The organism is Priestia endophytica DSM 13796 (assembly GCF_900115845.1).
Lineage (GTDB): Bacteria > Bacillota > Bacilli > Bacillales > Bacillaceae_H > Bacillus_I > Bacillus_I endophytica.
The window spans coordinates 206,199-224,263 of the sequence record NZ_FOXX01000006.1 but is presented as its reverse complement, the minus strand read 5'-3'; the positions used below and the strand labels follow the sequence as shown (position 1 = coordinate 224,263).

The 18,065-nt window shown below is 36.8% G+C and carries 14 protein-coding genes and 1 pseudogene; 2 read left to right on the top strand and 13 right to left on the bottom strand.

The annotated features are described in order from the left end of the window. Nucleotides 1–32: 32 nt before the first annotated feature. The 9 genes and pseudogenes from BM012_RS13400 to BM012_RS13360 all read right to left on the bottom strand — a co-directional run bounded on the left by BM012_RS13400 (nt 33) and on the right by BM012_RS13360 (nt 9,010). Entirely contained in the window at nt 33–974 is a 942-nt protein-coding gene (locus tag BM012_RS13400) for an arsenic resistance protein (protein ID WP_061805433.1), read from the bottom strand. A gap of 1 nt (nt 975) precedes the next feature. Then, nucleotides 976–1,398 carry a disulfide oxidoreductase gene (locus BM012_RS13395; RefSeq protein WP_061805432.1) on the bottom strand — a complete coding sequence of 141 codons (423 nt, stop codon included), beginning with the start codon at nt 1,396–1,398 and terminating at the stop codon, nt 976–978. Next, the gene (locus BM012_RS13390) at nt 1,395–2,093 is read right to left on the bottom strand and encodes a thioredoxin domain-containing protein (protein WP_061805431.1); all 699 of its coding nucleotides are present in this window, start codon (nt 2,091–2,093) and stop codon (nt 1,395–1,397) included. Before BM012_RS13390 ends, BM012_RS13395 begins: the two co-directional genes overlap by 4 nt. A gap of 119 nt (nt 2,094–2,212) precedes the next feature. Then, entirely contained in the window at nt 2,213–4,546 is a 2,334-nt protein-coding gene (locus BM012_RS13385) for a heavy metal translocating P-type ATPase (protein ID WP_082802628.1), read from the bottom strand. Between the two features lie 247 nt (nt 4,547–4,793). Then, entirely contained in the window at nt 4,794–5,408 is a 615-nt protein-coding gene (locus BM012_RS13380; RefSeq protein ID WP_061805430.1) for an ABC-2 transporter permease, read from the bottom strand. After that, nucleotides 5,401–6,267 (bottom strand): annotated as a pseudogene (locus BM012_RS13375) (ABC transporter ATP-binding protein). The gene BM012_RS13380 and the pseudogene BM012_RS13375 overlap by 8 nt, the downstream one beginning before the upstream one ends. Then, nucleotides 6,267–6,644 (bottom strand): GntR family transcriptional regulator, encoded by a 378-nt coding sequence (locus BM012_RS13370; RefSeq protein ID WP_061805429.1) that lies wholly within the window; start codon nt 6,642–6,644, stop codon nt 6,267–6,269. The pseudogene BM012_RS13375 and the gene BM012_RS13370 overlap by 1 nt, the downstream one beginning before the upstream one ends. Nucleotides 6,645–6,765: 121 nt before the next feature. Then, on the bottom strand, nt 6,766–8,094 hold the full coding sequence (locus BM012_RS13365) for a GntT/GntP/DsdX family permease (protein WP_061805428.1): 1,329 nt from the start codon (nt 8,092–8,094) through the stop codon (nt 6,766–6,768). A gap of 226 nt (nt 8,095–8,320) precedes the next feature. Next, nucleotides 8,321–9,010, bottom strand: coding sequence for a class I SAM-dependent methyltransferase (locus BM012_RS13360; RefSeq protein WP_061805427.1), 690 nt, complete (start codon nt 9,008–9,010; stop codon nt 8,321–8,323). 138 nt (nt 9,011–9,148) lie between these two features. Between BM012_RS13360 and BM012_RS13355 the strand changes: the two genes are divergently transcribed. Both BM012_RS13355 and BM012_RS13350 read left to right on the top strand, forming a co-directional pair. Further along, nucleotides 9,149–10,186, top strand: coding sequence for a helix-turn-helix transcriptional regulator (locus BM012_RS13355; RefSeq protein ID WP_061805426.1), 1,038 nt, complete (start codon nt 9,149–9,151; stop codon nt 10,184–10,186). A 135-nt stretch (nt 10,187–10,321) separates the two neighbouring features. Next, on the top strand, nt 10,322–10,504 hold the full coding sequence (locus BM012_RS13350; RefSeq protein ID WP_019392192.1) for a YolD-like family protein: 183 nt from the start codon (nt 10,322–10,324) through the stop codon (nt 10,502–10,504). A 33-nt stretch (nt 10,505–10,537) separates the two neighbouring features. On the opposite strand, the gene BM012_RS13345 is transcribed toward BM012_RS13350, so the two are convergent. From BM012_RS13345 to BM012_RS13330, 4 genes are all read right to left on the bottom strand, one after another. After that, nucleotides 10,538–13,696 (bottom strand): bifunctional cytochrome P450/NADPH--P450 reductase, encoded by a 3,159-nt coding sequence (locus BM012_RS13345; RefSeq protein WP_061805425.1) that lies wholly within the window; start codon nt 13,694–13,696, stop codon nt 10,538–10,540. A 143-nt stretch (nt 13,697–13,839) separates the two neighbouring features. Beyond that, nucleotides 13,840–14,400 carry a TetR/AcrR family transcriptional regulator gene (locus BM012_RS13340; protein WP_082802626.1) on the bottom strand — a complete coding sequence of 187 codons (561 nt, stop codon included), beginning with the start codon at nt 14,398–14,400 and terminating at the stop codon, nt 13,840–13,842. Between the two features lie 287 nt (nt 14,401–14,687). Continuing rightward, complete coding sequence (locus BM012_RS13335) at nt 14,688–16,145, bottom strand: glycoside hydrolase family 1 protein (protein ID WP_061805424.1); 1,458 nt, start codon at nt 16,143–16,145, stop codon at nt 14,688–14,690. Between the two features lie 22 nt (nt 16,146–16,167). After that, nucleotides 16,168–18,039, bottom strand: coding sequence for a beta-glucoside-specific PTS transporter subunit IIABC (locus BM012_RS13330; RefSeq protein ID WP_061805423.1), 1,872 nt, complete (start codon nt 18,037–18,039; stop codon nt 16,168–16,170). Between the last annotated feature and the right edge of the window lie 26 nt (nt 18,040–18,065).

Below are 18,065 nucleotides of genomic sequence, written 5' to 3'. Positions count from 1 at the left end.
TCCTGCATTTGTCAATTACAAAGAAAGAAATATCACCTGTGATATTCCTTTCCGTGCAACAATAAATAAGCAACAAAAGCTAGCAGCGGGAGCTCAATAAGTGGTCCTAGGACTAGTGCAAGAGAAACTTCTGGTTGATTTTCAAAGGCTGTTGCAGCCATAGCAAGAGCAAGTGGTGAATTCCTTGCAAGTGTAATAAAATGAAGGCTTACCCTATCACATGTTTTAAATCTTAATACTTTACTAATAAGAAAAACAGCTAGAAAAGCGATTGTAAAGAAAACAAGAAGGGGAAGCAATAACACGTATAAAACCGAAAAATGACGAGAAAGATAGCTTCCTTCTGAGGCAAACATCATCATTACAGCCAAACTTAAAAATAAAATTCCGTTGCTTGTAAAAAATGCTCTCCACTTTTGTACTACCCTCCCCTTTCTCCTTTTTATGATGATTGCTAAAAGGGAAGGAAGCAAAAACATATAAAAAATACTTTCCAAAAGCATAGATATGGAAAACGTTCCTCTCACACCTGAAAACAGATAAAGATAAAAGGGAAGGAAAGCAATTTGCAAAAGGAGATTTACAGGTAGTAGCGAAGCTGCAAGTGGTACATTGCCCTTTGCTAACTTTGTGAAAAGCAAATACCAATCTGTACACGGTGTAACAACAAGCATAAGAAAACCGAGAAATATAAATGGTTCCTCATCTAAAAAAATACGTCCAATTCCATAAGCCACAAGAGGCCCTACGATAAAATTAAGAATAAGAGCTGATATTAGAAAGCCTTTGTGTGATAAAGCTGTTTTTGTTTCTTTAAATGAAACATCTAAAAAAAGGCCATGCATCATAAAAAATAGAAAAAGCAAAAGAAAGAGAGGTGCATATGTAGTAAAAAGCGCTATTTTAGAAAGGAAGAATCCTATCATCATAGCGCTTAAAATCACAAGTGGCTGCATCTTTTCCAATGTGCTCATTTTAGTCTTCCTTTTTTACAAACAGTAAGCAAATTGTGATAATAAGAAAAGCAACGAAGGCTAAGAACGGAATTGTAATAAAGCCTAACCAGTTAATATACTCTCCGCTACAAGGAACCCCCATTGAACATGGTTTAATGGCCGCAAATCCTGGTACCTTTTGTTCTAAATAATGAAAAACAGAAATCAATCCGCCAATAATAGAGACTGGTAAAACATATTTTTTGACAGCCAGATCTCTTTTAAAAACAGCAATCCCCATTGTTACTGTTAAAGGATACATAGCAATGCGCTGATACCAGCACATCTCACACGGCACATATCCGCGTACTTCACTAAAATATAAACTTCCTAACGTTGCAATAATAGAAGCAAGCCAAGCAACGTATAGAAAGATGATGGAACGATTGTTTTTTTCAGTCATGATGTACTCTCCTCTAGTTCTTCCTCAATTGCTTTTTGAATTTCGCTATAGTTGAAAGGATCTTCTACAACTTTGTTATTAATCATTACAGTTGGAGTTGAAACAACATGATAATCCTCCACAAGAGACATATCTCTTTCAACATCCGAAAGCATACTTTTTGCCTCGATATCTTGTTTAAACTGCGCAAGGTCCACATTTGTTGTATTTTCTGCAATCTCTGTAAGCTTTGAAACAGTTACCCATTTTTCATTATGATTTTGCGTTGGTTGGGCGTTGAATAAAGCTTTATGAAAACTCCAATAAGAATGAGGATCTCGCTTTAGTATCGATTCAGCTCCTAGAGCGCTTAATTCAGACTCTTCTCCGTGGAAAAGCACGTTTACATATGAAAAATTCACGCTATCTTTTTCAAGATATTCTTTTTGAAGCTTTGGAAAAATCTCTTCTCCCCATGCTTTACATGCTGGACATTTAAAATCTCCAAATTCAACAACTGTAACAGGTGCATCTTCGTCACCAAGCAACGGTTGGTTGTTCAAGGAAAAGGAATGAGCTATTTCATCCTCTGAAGAAGTTGTACTTGTTTTAGTTGAATTGCTGTTTGCTGATAAAAGAAAAAAAGCGATACCAATTGCTAACACCCCTGTAATAAGAGCAGCTACTTTCAAACGAAAGCTTTGGTTACTTTTCAATTCATCACCTCGTTCCTATCAGTTTCTTCTAAACTAGTATTCTTCATTAGTATAGCAGAAACCCTTTTCTTTCTCCTTTTTCTTTTCAAGAAAAAAAGCCGAAAATTCGGCTTTTCTCTCTATCTTTTTAAAATTCGCATTGCATTTAAGACAGCTAAAAGCGTAACACCTACATCTGAGAATACAGCTTCCCACATTGTAGCAATACCAAACGCTCCAAGAAGAAGAAAAATCGCCTTAACGCCAAGAGCAAAGGTAATGTTTTGCCATACAATTTTTCTTGTTCGTTTAGCAAGAGAGATTGCTTCAGCAATTTTAGAAGGCTCATCTGTCATAATAACAATATCTGCTGCTTCAATCGCTGCATCAGATCCAAGCCCTCCCATTGCAACTCCAACATCAGCTCTAGCAAGAACAGGCGTATCATTAAGCCCATCACCCACAAAAATCAGTTTTTCTGCTTTTTCTTTAAGCTTGTCAAGCTCTTCTACTTTTTCAACTTTGTTCTGTGGTAAAAGCTCAGCATATACTTCATCAATCCCTAATTGCTTTCCAACGTTTTCTCCAACGCTTTTTTGATCTCCTGTAAGCATCATTGTTTTTTTAATACCAAGCCTTTTTAAAGCCTTTAGGGCTTCTTTAGCATCTTGTTTTATTTTATCGGAAATAACAAGATAGCCTGCATAGTGATTATTTACTGCAACATAAATAATTGTTCCATATTCACTTGCTCTGCTATAGGAAATAGAATACAAATTCATAAGTTTTTCATTTCCAGCTAAAACTCGCTCTTCATCTATAACTGCTTCAATCCCATGTCCGACTTTTTCACTATAGCTTGTAATTAGCCCTTCATTCACTTTACCGTTGTATGCTTTTTTTACTGATTCGGCAATTGGGTGATTAGAATGTTGCTCAGCATATGCCGCATAATATATAACTTGTTCTTTCGTAAAGTTTTTTTCAGCATGTACATGAACAACTTCAAATACACCTTCTGTAAGTGTTCCTGTTTTGTCAAACACAACATATCTCACATCATTTAGTGCCTCTAAATAGTTTCCACCTTTTACAAGAATACCTCGTCTAGATGCTGCTCCAATTCCTCCAAAAAACGTTAGTGGAATAGAAACAACAAGCGCACATGGACATGAGATAACAAGAAAGACAAGTGCTCGATATGTCCAGTCAGCTAACGTTGCTCCTGTGAAAAGGAGTGGAGGCAAGAAAGCGAGAAGAAAAGCGATAATGACAACAATAGGGGTATAATAGCGGGCAAATTTAGTAATAAAATTTTCAGTTGGCGCTTTTCGACTGCTCGCATTTTGAACAAGATCTAATATTTTTGAAACCGTTGATTCTCCGTATTCTTTCGTAACCCTTATTTCTAATAAACCTTGTTTATTTACGAATCCGCTCAGCACTTCACTCCCTTTCTCAACTTCACGTGGAAGCGATTCGCCTGTAAGAGCAGAAGTATCCACTGATGAAATTCCATTTAGGATCATTCCATCTAAAGGAATTTTTTCACCAGGTTTCACAACAATAATATCGCCTTGTTTCACATCTTCTGGTGAGACTTTCTTGATCCCTTCACTTTCTTTAAGATTTGCATAATCAGGACGAATGTTCATCATTTCGCTGATTGATTTACGAGAACGATTAACAGCTAAACTCTGGAACCACTCACCAGTTTGATAAAAAAGCATAACAGCAACACCCTCTGCATACTCGCCAATCAGAAATGCCCCAATCGTTGCAATTGTCATTAAGAAATGTTCATCAAACATGCGCCCTCTAATAATGTTTCTTACTGCCCTATACACAACGTCCCCGCCAGCAATAGCATAGGCAATAAGAAATAGAGCAAATTCAAAAGGAAACGGTAAAGAAGCAAACATCGCTATTCCTGTTAGCAAAACTCCTGCACCTAAACGCCATAATATAGAATGCCCATGCTTATCCTTTTCCTTTGAAGCATCTTCTTCCTCTTCAACTGTAATCCCAGATTCAATTTTATTAATTCTTTGAATAACTTCTTCTTTTTCCCTATTCCAGGAAGCTTCAGAAACGAGCGTGATGTGAAGCATTTTTGAAACAAAATCAACGCTTGCTTTCTGAACAGCAGGAATCTTGCCCATTTCTGACTCAATTTTCCCTGCGCAGTGTGCACAATCAAGACCATGCAAGTAGAGGGTGTGCGTCTCTACACCTTTTTCTTTAATTTTAATATGTGAATCAAGGGAATGTACTTTCTTTTTAACACTTTCTAACGCTTTCTCTTCTTCGTTCATTTCTACATCAAATGTCAACGTTTTAGTCGCAAAGTTCACTGTACAATGATCAATACCTTCTAGTGCCTTTACTCCATTTTCGATTTTCATTGCACAGTTCGCACAATCAAGACCTTCTAACAAAAGTTCTCTCTTCACTCTTTCTCTCCGATCTTCCACTAGCCCTCACCTTACTTTCTCCATAAAAATACATTTTCCTATGAATAAAGATCAAAAGACTTAACTGCCTTATATGAGCATATGTTCATGTATTAACTTCATTATATTCAATAGGGCCATTTTGTGTCAATCTCTATTTTCGGAATATTAGCGTTTGTTTATTCATATCCAACGTATATTAAAGAGGTTCGTACAGAGGTTAAATTTGTGTTTTTGTCATATAAAAAAAGCCTGTTGTAAGCAGGCTTTAAACGTCTTTTCTTTTATAAATTTGAATAGTGAAGGACCATGATAGGAGAAAAAGAAGAATCGCTATACCTCCACTAATGTAGTAGAGATTATAACCGTAATCTGCGATAAGCTTTAATACGTAGTTTTCATAGAAACGCATCGCAGGTACAATTATTATACCTGTGAGCAATCCAAAAATCCCAAAGGAAATAAGAGCATATTTGGGTGGAATAATGTAAGAGATCGGAACGAAAAAGGCTGCGTCTAATAATGCAACAGCATACAATAATCCGATGCTTTTTATACTTAATAAAGAGAAGGATTGATCAAAAAGAAGATTGATGACGTATAGCGCACCGGATAGTACAATGAGCATCGAAGTAATACAAACAAGAACACCGATATATTGAGATGAAACAATTTGTTTTCGGCTGTAAGGAAGAGCGTTCAGTAACAGATCAACTTTGTTGAATCCATCATATTGAGTAAATGTTCCAATCAAAAATAAGAGCGTAAAGAAAAAACAGTATACTGTATTAAATCCGTTTGCAAGTGTCAATGCAAATACAACGAAAGATAATAAAATGCTATAACGGTTAAGAAATAAATCTTTCAACATTAAATTACCCATGAATAGACCCCTTTCCTGTAAAGTACATAATGTCATCTAATGATGGACGCTCAAATAATACCGAGTCCCCAAAAAGAAGTCTCGCTTTTTGACTGTTAGATGTTAAGCCTTCAAATCCAGTATGCGTTTTTCTCACCCCAACAAGCTCTTTTTCTACGTCTTGATCTAGAAGATTCGTTTCCCCTTTGATAATAGCGTAGTTTTCAGCGAGAGAATGCACGTCCTCGCTAAAAATAAGCTTTCCTTTATGAATAAACGTTATGTAATCGGCAATACGATCTAAATCTGTTGTAATATGTGAAGAAAAGAAAATCGTTTTGTGCTCGTCTTGCATTAAATCATATAAAATATCGAGAATTTCTCTCCGAACAACAGGATCTAGTCCAGACGTTGGTTCGTCCATAATAATAAGTTCCGCTTTATGCGAAAGCGCGAGTGCTAAAGATGCTTTCATCTTCATTCCTTTGGAAAAATTTTTAATTTTTACGTTTAAAGGAAGTTCAAACAGTTCCACATATTCATAAAACGTTTTATCATGCCAGTTTTTATAAGCTTTTGAGATAAACCGTTTGATTTATTTTAAATTCCACCTTTCATAAAACACGTTTTCATCAAATACAAAGCCAATCTTCTGTTTAATTTCTCGTTCATGACTCTTATAATCTTTTCCAAATACAGAGATAGAGCCAGAATCACTCTTGATAAGGTTCATAATTAGCTTAATCGTCGTTGATTTTCCCGCCCCATTTGCGCCAATAAATCCAGTCACAAATCCCCTCTTCACATTAAGAGATAAATTTTCGATTTTAAATTCTTTGTATGTTTTGTTGATATTTTTTAGTTCAATGACGTTTTTCACTATTTCTCCTCCTCATAAAGAAGTTCAAGTATTTCTTTTAACTGTGCTAGCGTAATATCTGTTCCTCTACTGTTTTCAATGGCTTCTAGTAAATGTTCTTCAATCGCACGCAGTTTTTTCTCTCGCAATAGCTCTGGATTTTGCTCTGCTACAAAAGACCCTTTTCCAACGATAGAGTAGATTAACCCCTCTTTCTCTAATTCTTCGTAAGCACGTTTTGTTGTAATAACACTCACTCGTAAATCTTTGGCAAGCTGACGAATAGATGGCAAGTTTTCTCCTTGTGCAATCTCGTGAGTCATAATAGCCTCGCGAATTTGCTTTGTAATTTGTTCATAAATCGGTTCTTTTGAATGATTTGAAATAAGTATTCTCATGAGAGCTCCCTTGTTAACATTGTATATATACTATATACACAGATGATAAATTAAAATCAACCATAAATGGAAAAAATAAAAAAAGCGTTCTTCTCAAAGAGAAGAACGCTTTTTTTATTTCTTATACAAAGATATCGAAAATTAACACGCCAGCAAAAGCAATGAAGGAAAGAAGTGTTTCAAGCACAGTCCATGTTTTAAACGTTTCTTTCACAGTTAAACCTAGATACTCTTTAACAAGCCAGAAACCAGCATCATTGACGTGTGAGAACATAAGTGAACCTGCGCCTGTTGCAATAACAAGAAGCTCTAAGTTCACGCCTGTCATGTTTGCCACAACAGGGGATACAATACCAGCTGCTGTTGTAAGGGCAACAGTTGCAGAACCTGTTGCAATACGAATTAGACCAGCTACTAAAAAGGCAAGAACAATTGGTGAAAGGGATAGATGCTCAGCCATCTGAGCAATTGACTCTCCGACACCGCTATCAATTAAAATTTGTTTAAATCCTCCACCAGCACCAACGATTAAAATGATAGAACAAACAGGCAGTACGGCATCTTCAGTAAGCTTTTTCACCATATTTTTATCCATGCCTTGGCGGAATCCTAAAAGATAGAAAGCAGCAAAACAGGCAAGTAAAAGAGCTACAAGGGGATTACCAATAAACTCTAATGCCTGAACAACAAATTTTGGTAACACTTCAATTGTAGGTGCTAAAACAGACAGAACCATTAAAAGAATCGGAAGTAAAATAACGAAAAATGAAACGCCTGTGCTTGGTAAACTGCTTGATGATGTATTAATACGAATAAGCTCAGGCTCCTTTTCTGGAATTACTCGTTTATGAACCCATTTTGCAAAAACAGGCCCTGCAATAATTGCAGCTGGAATGGCAATAATAAGAGAATAAATTAAAACTTTGCCAAGATTTGCGTTATAAATCCCAATGGCTGTCATTGCCCCAGGATGCGGAGGTACAATTCCGTGCACAATAGAAAGACCTGCGATAACTGGAAGTGCAATCAATAGAATATTTTGCTTTGTTGTTTTATAAATCGAAATAACAAGTGGAATTAAGATAATAATTCCTACTTCAAAAAAGACCGGAATACCAATAACAAATCCTGAAATAAGCATTGCCCATGGAAGCTTCTTACGTCCGAAAGATCGAATGAAGAAGTCAGCAACTCTCATACCGGCTCCTGATTCAGCCATCATTTTTCCTAAAATTGTTCCAAGTGCTAAAATTCCAACTAGGTGCCCAAGTACGCTGCCGACACCGCTTTCATAAGAGGTTACAATTTTATCCAACGAGAGTCCTGATGTTATAGCCAGAAATAAACTAGCTACAAGCAAACTAATGAACGCATGCCATTTGAACACCGAAACTCCAACAACCACAATTGCAATAGATATTAGCGTCATAATTAGTAGATAGAAATCCAAGGTTCATTCCCCTTCCTGTTGTATATCACATCTGAATTTCAAATTTTTAGTATATAGCGAGCGCTTTCAAAAAATACTGTTTGCTGAAAGCACTTTCAATCTATAAATCAATTATAAGGAAAAATATTTCTTATATCAATGTATTTGACTAAAAAAAATTTAATCTTTTTAGTTTTTATAGATTTTTTTTATGAAAAACAGGAAAAAAGCACCATTAAGATGCTTTTTATCCCTTTATCCCTACCCATCCTTCTACTAAAAAACCTTTATAAAACTTTGTTACTTTTGTAAATCCTGATTTGTTTAAAAGATGCTCCATTTTCGCACTTGAAATAAGATGAATGGTATGATCTATTGATTTTTCAAAGTTAATCCACTCTTCAAGAGGAATTCCGTTTGAAAGCATGTATTCTTTCCAAGCTTTCATTTGCCATCGAAACTCTCTTCTCTTTTCACCAACAATAGAAGCTACAAAAAGAGGAGCGCCACTTTTTAATCGCTCACTTATTTCTTTTAGCAACTTCTCCTGTTCTGCTTCCTTCAAAAAGTGAAGCACAAGCATGCAAGTTGCACCTGTAAATTTCCCTGTTATACTTTCTACCTCTCCATGTATAAAAGTGGCGTTTATCCCTGCTTTCTTAGTGCGCTTTTGTGCGATACGAAGCATTTTTATGGAAGGATCTACTCCTGTAAATGCCCATCCCTTATTTATATTCCCGAGAGTTATCAGTTCTTGTCCTCCTCCAGCCCCAACGATAAGCATATGAATATGCTTGTTTTCTGAAGAGACATATACTGACATAAGATGATTCATCATTTTATAAAGTACATCGTACCCTGGAATTTTTAAAGGTATTTTCACTTCGTAATTATACACTTCATCACTATGCCAATTCATATTGCTCACTTCCTTCATCTTTTCTCCTCCTATAAAATCTTTCTAATCTCTACTCTTTTCGATAAAATTAATTAATAACTATTCTCAATTATAAAGAGGAATAAAAAAAAGACGATCCCAGAAACATGGGGAAATAAAAATATCAGGAGCAATGATATGAAAAAGTGGCGTGAAATTGACACAGCTTTACATCGCTTAGAAAAAACATGTACAACATCTTGGACATACCGGCAACGTGTTATTACACTTTTACGGCAAGAACTCTCTTTTCAAGCATACTGCCTGTCTGCAGTAGACCCCCACGCATTACTTTCTATAGGAGCTGTTACAGAGCATAACATTGAAAGTATTCATCATCAGATTTTTAAAAATGAAGATTTACAACAAGATGTAAATCACTATGCAAGACTTTTTCATGAAGAAAGACGAGCAGCTGTGCTAAGTGAACAAAAAGAAGAACAACTTAAGAAAAGTTACAGATACACATCTATCTTAAAACCCGCCGGATTCAAGGACGAACTCCGTGCTGTTTTGGTATATAAAAATCAATGTTTTGGGTACTTAACGTTATTCAAAAAAGAAGAACACTTTCAAAGTGAAGAAAAAAAGCTTATTGAAAACCTTTCTTCCTCGATTGGTCGTGGACTTCAAACTTTTTATCATTTATTTTTAGAACCTGTTCCTTTACAACCTAAAATGCTGTTATTTTCTCCTGATCTTAAACTGATATCTTATACAAAAACAGGGATAAAGATGTTAGATGCTCTAAGAGCTTCTGAATCGTTAGAGGGGGACAAATTGCCAAAGTCAATTCAAGCCCTCTGCTATCGGACACTAGGAAGTGAGGAAGGGTCAGCACATACGCTACTTGCTCTTCAAAAGTACGGATTTTTAACGCTTTCATCTTTTCTCTTAATAAAAGATAAAGAGGATTTCAACATAGCCATAAATATTGCTCAAGCCTCTCCAACAGATATTCTAACCATTAATAAAAAGTATTATCATTTATCAAAACGTGAAAGTAATATCCTAGATTATTTAATTAAAGGTTCTTCAACCAAAGAAATAGCAAATGATCTCTTCCTTTCTCCTTATACAGTGCAGGATCATTTAAAATCTATCTTTCTTAAAACAGGTGTATCCACACGAAGAGAGCTTGTTTTTAAGCTGTTTACCCGCTATACCATCCCCTAATTTTTTTCTTTTGCACAATGATTCACAAATTGTTCATAACTTTATTGAAAACGCTTACCTTTTTTGTATATAATAAAAGTAAGGAAATTATATAAAACACTAAAAATTTTAATATAAATAACAAAGGAGAATGTCATGATTTTAAAAGCGCTACGAAAAAACCGGTTGCTTACAATTAACTATTATGAAGATGGGCTTCTGCAAACTTGTCAAGGGCGCGTTCATAATCTTAACCTCTTAGATCAAACGCTATTTCTGAAAGATGAAAAGCAAAATATTTTTTCGATTCGTTTATCAGGCATTCAAGATATACAATAAAAGGAGCTAACTTTAGTTAGCTCCTTTTGCTATTTATCCTGCCCAAACATCTTTTGCAAAACGTCCTTGTTCTTCTAAATCGAGGAGAAAACGCTCTGCTTCTTCTTCACTTTTATGTTCTATGTCTTGATATGCCTTTTTTAACGTACTTTCTACGGCAGGAGCCATACTTTTGCCATCTCCGCAAATGTAAAGAGCTCCTTCTTTTTCAACAAGAATAGAAATCACTTCTGCTGCATCCTGTTCTAATAAGTGTTGAACGTATGTTTTGTCACAGCTTTCCATTCTTGAAAATGCCGTGTGCAATGTTACAATACCGTCACTCTCTGCTTTTTCAAGTTCATCTTTGTAAATAAAATCATGTGCTTCATTTCGGCAACCAAAGTAAAGATGAGCTTCTCCGAGTTTTTTTCCTTCTTCTTTTAACACAGATCGGGCTTGTAAAAAGCCTCTGAACGGTGCAACACCTGTTCCTGGTCCAACCATAATAAGTGGTGTACTCTCGTCAGCTGGAAGCTCAAAACGAGACTGAGGTGTATTGATAAACATCATCACGTTTTCACCTGCTTGACATTGAGCAAGGTAAGATGAAGCAACACCATGATACATTCCATCTCCACTCCATGCTTTTCCTTCTACTACACTTACTGTAATACTTGCTTTTTGACTGCTCTTAAGCGGTGAGCTTGAAATAGAATAATAACGCGGTTTTAACGGTGGGCAAAGTGTTAAAAAGCGCTCAAATGACAATTCGCAAGCCTCATATTTTTCAAGAAGAGACAGCATTGTTAATCGTTTATTCGTCACGTTTTCACTATAGTGCTCTCCTAGAAGGGCTTCAAGTTCATATTTATGCGGCGGACAAACGGTTGCTTCCGCTAACTCCTGTAGTGCTTTTCTTGAAACAGGTTCTTGCAATTCAACATTAAAAGTTAAAACATCTCGCACTCGTACAGGTTTGTTCAACGGTAAGTGTTGAAGTCCATATGCATCCCCTTCTAACATAATGCTCTCACTGCCGTCTAATCCGTAGCGCTTCAATACTCGATTAACAAGCTTAGCACTATTTTGCGGAAGAATACCGAGGTGATCTCCTTCCTTATAAGAAACACCATTTGGTAAAGAGATTTCAATATGACGTGTACTTCTGCCACTTTCTTCTCGCTGAAGCTCCTTATTTAACAAAACTTCTGCTTCTTGTGCTTCATACGTTTTGACAAGTGGATGCTGAACGTTTTCTTTCACAAATGTCACGTTTAGTCCTTTTTTCTCTGCTACTTCTTTCGTTTCTTCGACGTTAAATGTTTCTTTCACTTTTTTCGTCAATTGATTTTTCCACTCATCAAGATGAAGCTCAAAGTCGCCGCTTGCATCTCCTTCTCCTCTGCCTACAATCCGTTCTGCACCAAGCTCAGACATTTTTTCATCAATGACTCTTGGTATGCGTTGATACGTACTTGCCCAGTTTCTGTCCCCACATCCAAACACAGCATAGTGAACACCTGATAAATCATTTTTTGACGTTTCTAACCAGTTCACAAACTCCGTTGCATTATCTGGAGCTTTTCCATTATAGGAAGCTGAAACAATTAAGACAACGCCTGATGTTGGTAGCTTGCCACTATAGCTGTTCAAAGAGGCAATAGTTGTTGAGAAACCGTATCTCTCGCCAAGCTCAGCAAGTTCATTTGCAATTCCTTCAGCAGTGCCTAAATTTGATCCATGAAGAACAAGAAGCGGTGTATTATGCTCTTCAATAATAACGTCTTGCTCTACTTTTTTAGCTGCTTTGTTTTCGCTTTTATGCTCGTTTAGAGCTTCATATTCTCGCTCGCGAGGAATTACTTGAATTGTAAAATTGTCAGGTTTTAATGTTAAAGTTTCTTTTACTTTTAGTTCGTAGTTTCTGTGATCCACAATATTAAATCTTTGTAGGATCATTCCTAGCACAAGCGTTGCTTCATGCAGGGCAAACTGTTGACCAATACATGCACGCTGACCGTTTCCAAATGGTTTGTATGCATGATGTGGAATTTTCTTTTCATCTTGGAATCGTTCTGGTCGGAATTCTTCCACATTTTCTCCCCACACTCTTTTGTCTCGGTGAAGATTTCCTAAAAGAACGCTTACGCTTTGGTTCTTTTCTATTGGATATTTTCCCCCTAGCATAATATCCTCTTTAGCATAAAGAGAAAAGGCTGGAGCAGTTGGCCAAAGTCTTAGGGCTTCATTTAAAATCATTCGAACGTATTTTAGCTTTCTTACATCTTCATAAGTAGGAATTCCTGTTAATACTTCATCAACTTCCTTGTATGCTTTCTTGAGCACGCGCGGATTTTTCAAGAGATAGTAAATCGCAAATGATAAAAGACCGCTCGTTGTTTCATGACCCGCAATTAAAAACGTAATCATTTGATAGCGAATATTTTCATCATCTAGTTTCTCTCCTGTTTCAGGATCTTTTCCATTGAGCATATGGGCAAGAAGATCGTCTCCATCTACCTCTCCTTGTTTTTTACGCTCTTTAATAATCTCATCAGCGAGTTCAAACATGAACATTTTATCTTCTTGAAATTGACGTTTTTTACGCACCATCAGCTTATCTTGAAGAGGTAAACGATTCATTTTATTCATTGATTCATCCAATGCTCTCACCATACTATCTACAAATGGATGAGCTCCTTCTCGGTAGAAGCTATTGAAACGATAACCAAATCCGCAAAGACCAATTGTATCTAATGTTAGACGAGTCATATCTTCTGGCACATCAATTTCTTCTTCTTTATTTAGACGTTCCCATTTTTCAACAAGCTGTGTTGCAATATCAAGCATCATATGATGATAACCTTTCATTGCGCGTTGACTAAAGCTTGGTAATAAAATATTATGAGCTTTTTTCCAATTCGGCTCTTCTGTATAACTTGTAAAAAGTCCATCACCTGCAAACTCTCTAGCGCTTGTAAGAGAAACTCCTAGCTGTTTTTGAAACTTCTCTTCATCGCATACTTCAGCAACTAAATCATGTCCCGAGACAAATGTTCCTAAAGCATGTGGAAATTGAAATTGAAAAATAGGACCTAGTTCCTGACCAATTTTCATAAATGTTTGCATTGGCTTATCTTTATCCATAAGCGGTAAGCTGCCTAACGGTCCATAAGTTTTAGGTTGTGGAATAGTACGTTCTTTTTCCATGAGAAAAGCCTCCTCTTTTTTGTGCAATAGTTTCATAAGATAGACTGACGAAAAATATAGGTATCTATCATTCTATTTTCATAAATTAATCCAACGGAATGAATGTTCATTCTTTTATCCTTAATAAGAAAGCGGTAGAATTTCTACACTCTCACCGCATCCCAGCAACACGCTTCTAAGCTATTCATAAGCTGATCGCTCTCTGGAAGAATCTTTTTACGTAAAAGTTTTGCTATCTCAACATATGCGCCATACACAATCGCAAACAGCGCTTCTGTTGGTACAGAGCGAATAACATTTACTTTCTTTCCTTCCTCTAAAAACTGATAGAAAAAATCCATCATTTCTTGGAAAACGTCAATGCTTTTTGAATCTAAATAGTGCGCGTTGCTTTGGCTTTCTAAAAATGAAAAAGCATAAACATGATCTCGAGCAAAACCAACTACTTTAAAAAACAGGTGTCGAAACTGTTCTCTAATACCGGAATCACTCGGATAGTTCTCTTGTAAATGGTGTGAAAGGCTTTCTACACACCGCTGAAAAACAGCGTTAACAAGAGCTTCTTTATGCTCAAAATAACGATAAATGGTCCCTGCTCCTACTTCAGCATTTAAAGCGATTGTTGGAACTGTTGTAGCGTTAAAACCTCGCTCTGCAAAAAGCTCGAGTGCAGCATCCATAATCTTATCGCGCTTATTTTGCATGATGTCCATCCTCTCAACAAGCATCTCTTAAGTAAGAATGAATATTCATTCTATTTTTATTTTAACTTCTTTCTCGTTCAGCAGTCAAACTTTTCACATTTCCTAAAAATTGTGTAGAAAGAAATTCATCTCTTATCACTGTTCCCGTTTCACACAAAAATACTCTCTTTTTTCACTCTATAGATTTAGCATCCAAAATCCCTTCTTCTCCATTACAGACAAAATAAACGATCTTTATTTATAGATTAAAAAACCGGCATGTAAGTTCATACCGGTTTTTTCGTTTCTTATAGTTCTTCTCCATTGCTTGCGATGACTTTTTTATACCAATAAAATGAATCTTTTCTCTTTCTTTCTAACGTACCATTTCCATCATCATCTTTATCGACGTAAACGTAGCCATATCGTTTAGACATTTCACTCGTTGACATCGAAACTAAATCAATTGGTCCCCAAGATGTGTAACCAAGCAGTTCAACTCCATCTCCTATCGCTTCTTTCATTTGCTCAATATGCTTGCGTAAGTAATCAATACGGTACGTATCATGAATTGATCCGTCTTCTTCTACTTTGTCATATGCACCTAAGCCATTTTCAACAATAAAGATTGGAAGTCTATAGCGGTCATACATATCATTCAACACGATTCGCAAACCAACAGGGTCAATTTGCCAGCCCCAATCAGATGCTTCTAAATAAGGGTTTTTAAGAGAATTCATCAAATTTCCGTCTGTACGCTCTCCCTCAGGAGCAGCGGATGACAGCATGGACATATAGTAACTAATTGTAATATAGTCAACAGGATACTGTTTAATAATTTCATCGTCTCCTGTTTCTTTGATAATTTTAATATCATTTTCAACGAAGAAACGCTCCATATATTTCGGATATTCACCTCTTGCATGAACATCTGTAAAGAACAAGTTATCTTGGTTGTCTTTTTGAGCTTTTAAGACATCTTCAGGGTTTGGTGTATTTGCATAGTGACTCATTCTTGCTAGCATGCAACCCATTTTTCCTTCTGGATTGATTTCATGCAATCTTTTCGTCGCAAGAGCACTTGCTACAAACTGATGGTGAAGGGCTTGATATTTCGTTTGTACCGGATTTTCCTCACGGTCTGACACAATCCCTCCTCCTGTAAATGGACTTAATGTAATTACGTTAATTTCATTAAACGAAATCCAAAACTTTACTTTGTCTTTGTAACGAGTAAAGACCGTCTCCGCGTAGCGTACAAAATGATCAATCACTTCACGTCCTGCCCATCCGTTATATTTCTCCGTTAGGCCGTATGGTGTCTCATAATGAGATAACGTTACAATTGGCTCAATGTTATGCTTTTCGAGTTCATCAAACACACGATCATAAAAAGCTAGACCAGCTTCGTTTGGCACTTCATCATAGCCGTTTGGAAAAATTCTTGACCAATGAATAGAAAGTCGAAAAGCTGTAAAACCCATTTCAGCAAGAAGCGCGATATCTTCTTTATAGCGATGATAGAAGTCTACTCCTTCACGTTTTGGAAAACGTCCTGTACTCTCACCGCTAAGTGTTTTACGAATTTGTTCTGAGGTGATTTCCATTGCATTATCTTTTGTGCGCTCTTCTTTTGGAATATATTCTACAAAGTCTGCTGCTGACAATCCCTTTCCATCTTTATCAAATGCTCCTTCGATTTGGTTAGCAGCAGTTGCTCCACCCCAGTAAAAGTTTTTTGGAAATGTTGGTTTAAATGTAGCCATATTTCATCTTCCTCTCGGTTTATTATTTTATAACGGTAAACACAGGCTCTTTACTATTCACATGCTTAAATGTTGATGGCACAACGTCTAAATATTGATCTGTATTTGTTACAATAACAGGCGTTGTTGTTCGGTATCCTTCTTTTTGAATACCTTCAATATCAAATGTGACAAGTTTAGTCCCCTTTTTCACTTTCTCTCCTTGAGAAACGTATGCTGAGAAATGCTTACCATCAAGCTGTACGGTATCAAGCCCAACGTGAATTAGGAGTTCAATCCCATCCTCACTTTTTAACCCAATTGCATGCTTCGTTGGAAATAAAATAGATACTTCTCCATCAAAAGGCGCATATACAACCCCTTCTGTTGGTTCAACAGCTACACCTTTCCCCATTGCACCGCTTGAAAAAACAGGGTCTTCTACATTTTCTAATGGGATCATTTCTCCAACTAATGGAGAAGAAAGTTCAGTCTTTTGGCTGTTTTTCATGTTAGTCACAGCAGGTTCTGCAGTTGCTGCTACCTCTGCTTTTCCTTCTTCTTTTTCCACTTCTTTCTTTTTGCCTTCAGCACCAATAATAAAGGTTAAAATCGTTGCTGCTGCAAATGAAATACTAATTCCAATCACATATCCTACCATTGGAGAATAAGCAGGAATTGTGAACATACTGTTAAATACAAACGTAAACACTCTTACATCGAACACTGCAATAAAGGCTCCTCCAAGTCCGCCTGATACAAGTAAGATTGGAATAAGCTTTTTATAACGTAGGATAATTCCATAAAGAATTGGCTCTGTTACCCCTGCAAATAGTCCTGATAAAAGGGCAGCAAATGAAAGGGACTGCAAGTTTTTGTTTTTGCGAGCGCGAAGGTAAATACCAAGTGCAATTCCCATTTGAGCAAATGTTGCAGCTGCTGTAATTGGGTTAATCATATCTCCGCCACGTGAAAAGTTTGCAATCGAAATTGGCGTAATTCCCCAGTGAACCCCTAAAATAACGAGGATTGGCCAAGCAGCAGCAATTAAAATCCCTGTAAGAATTGCTGATTTATCTAGCATAAAGACAATGCCTGATCCAATGCCGGCACTTACATATTCAGCAAAAGGACCGAATGCAAGCGCTGTCAAAGGAACCATAATAAGCAAGCTGATCATTGGTACAAAGAATAGTTGAATTGTATCTGGCGTGTATTTTTTTAATACTTTCTCAAGCAACGCATAAATCGCAATCGCAATCAGCATCGGGAAAACTGTTGAAGAGTAATCAATTGCAAGAAGTGGAATATTTAAAAAGTTTATATTTCCGCTCTGTTCAATAAGAGCCGTAAAATTGGGTTCCAAAAGTCCTGCTGCAATGGCTCCCCCTACAAATGGATTTGCATTTAATTTCCGTGCTGCTGTAATACCGACAAAGACTGGGAGAAAGTAAAACACTCCTCCAGATGCAGCATTTAAAACGGCATATGTTGTACTTTTAGCATCCAACACGTTTAAAAGAGTTAACACGGCAAGGAGGGCTTTGATCATCCCCGCTCCTGCTAAAGCGGGAATAAGCGGCGAGAACGTGCCTGAAATATATTCAAAGACGCGAGAGATAACGCTAACCTTTTCTCCGCCGCCTTCTGCTCCTTCATCCCCACCTTTAATCGCATGGTTTTTCATAATCTCGCTGTATACTTTTCCAACGCGGTTTCCAACAACAACTTGAAATTGCCCGCCCTTTTCAACAACTGTAATCACTTCTGGGTGATTCGTTAAAGCATCTTTATTTGCTTCGCTATGCTTTCGAAGCTTAAAGCGAAGGCGTGTTGCACAATGGACAAGGGATATGATGTTTCCTTCTCCACCAACTAGTTCTACAATTTCATTACCAAGCTGCTTGTTATCCATAACTCTTTCCTCCTTTTTAACGTAAA

Excerpts from the sequence above, each read along its gene's own strand:
- BM012_RS13400 (WP_061805433.1), bottom strand. The coding sequence starts at position 974 with ATGAGCACATTGGAAAAGATGCAGCCACTTGTGATTTTAAGCGCTATG.
- BM012_RS13355 (WP_061805426.1), top strand. The coding sequence starts at position 9,149 with ATGAAAAAGTGGCGTGAAATTGACACAGCTTTACATCGCTTAGAAAAA.
- BM012_RS13350 (WP_019392192.1), top strand. The coding sequence starts at position 10,322 with ATGATTTTAAAAGCGCTACGAAAAAACCGGTTGCTTACAATTAACTAT.
- BM012_RS13335 (WP_061805424.1), bottom strand. The coding sequence starts at position 16,145 with ATGGCTACATTTAAACCAACATTTCCAAAAAACTTTTACTGGGGTGGA.
- BM012_RS13345 (WP_061805425.1), bottom strand. The coding sequence starts at position 13,696 with ATGGAAAAAGAACGTACTATTCCACAACCTAAAACTTATGGACCGTTA.
- BM012_RS13330 (WP_061805423.1), bottom strand. The coding sequence starts at position 18,039 with ATGGATAACAAGCAGCTTGGTAATGAAATTGTAGAACTAGTTGGTGGA.
- BM012_RS13340 (WP_082802626.1), bottom strand. The coding sequence starts at position 14,400 with ATGCAAAATAAGCGCGATAAGATTATGGATGCTGCACTCGAGCTTTTT.
- BM012_RS13370 (WP_061805429.1), bottom strand. The coding sequence starts at position 6,644 with ATGAGAATACTTATTTCAAATCATTCAAAAGAACCGATTTATGAACAA.
- BM012_RS13395 (WP_061805432.1), bottom strand. The coding sequence starts at position 1,398 with ATGACTGAAAAAAACAATCGTTCCATCATCTTTCTATACGTTGCTTGG.
- BM012_RS13360 (WP_061805427.1), bottom strand. The coding sequence starts at position 9,010 with ATGAAGGAAGTGAGCAATATGAATTGGCATAGTGATGAAGTGTATAAT.
- BM012_RS13380 (WP_061805430.1), bottom strand. The coding sequence starts at position 5,408 with ATGGGTAATTTAATGTTGAAAGATTTATTTCTTAACCGTTATAGCATT.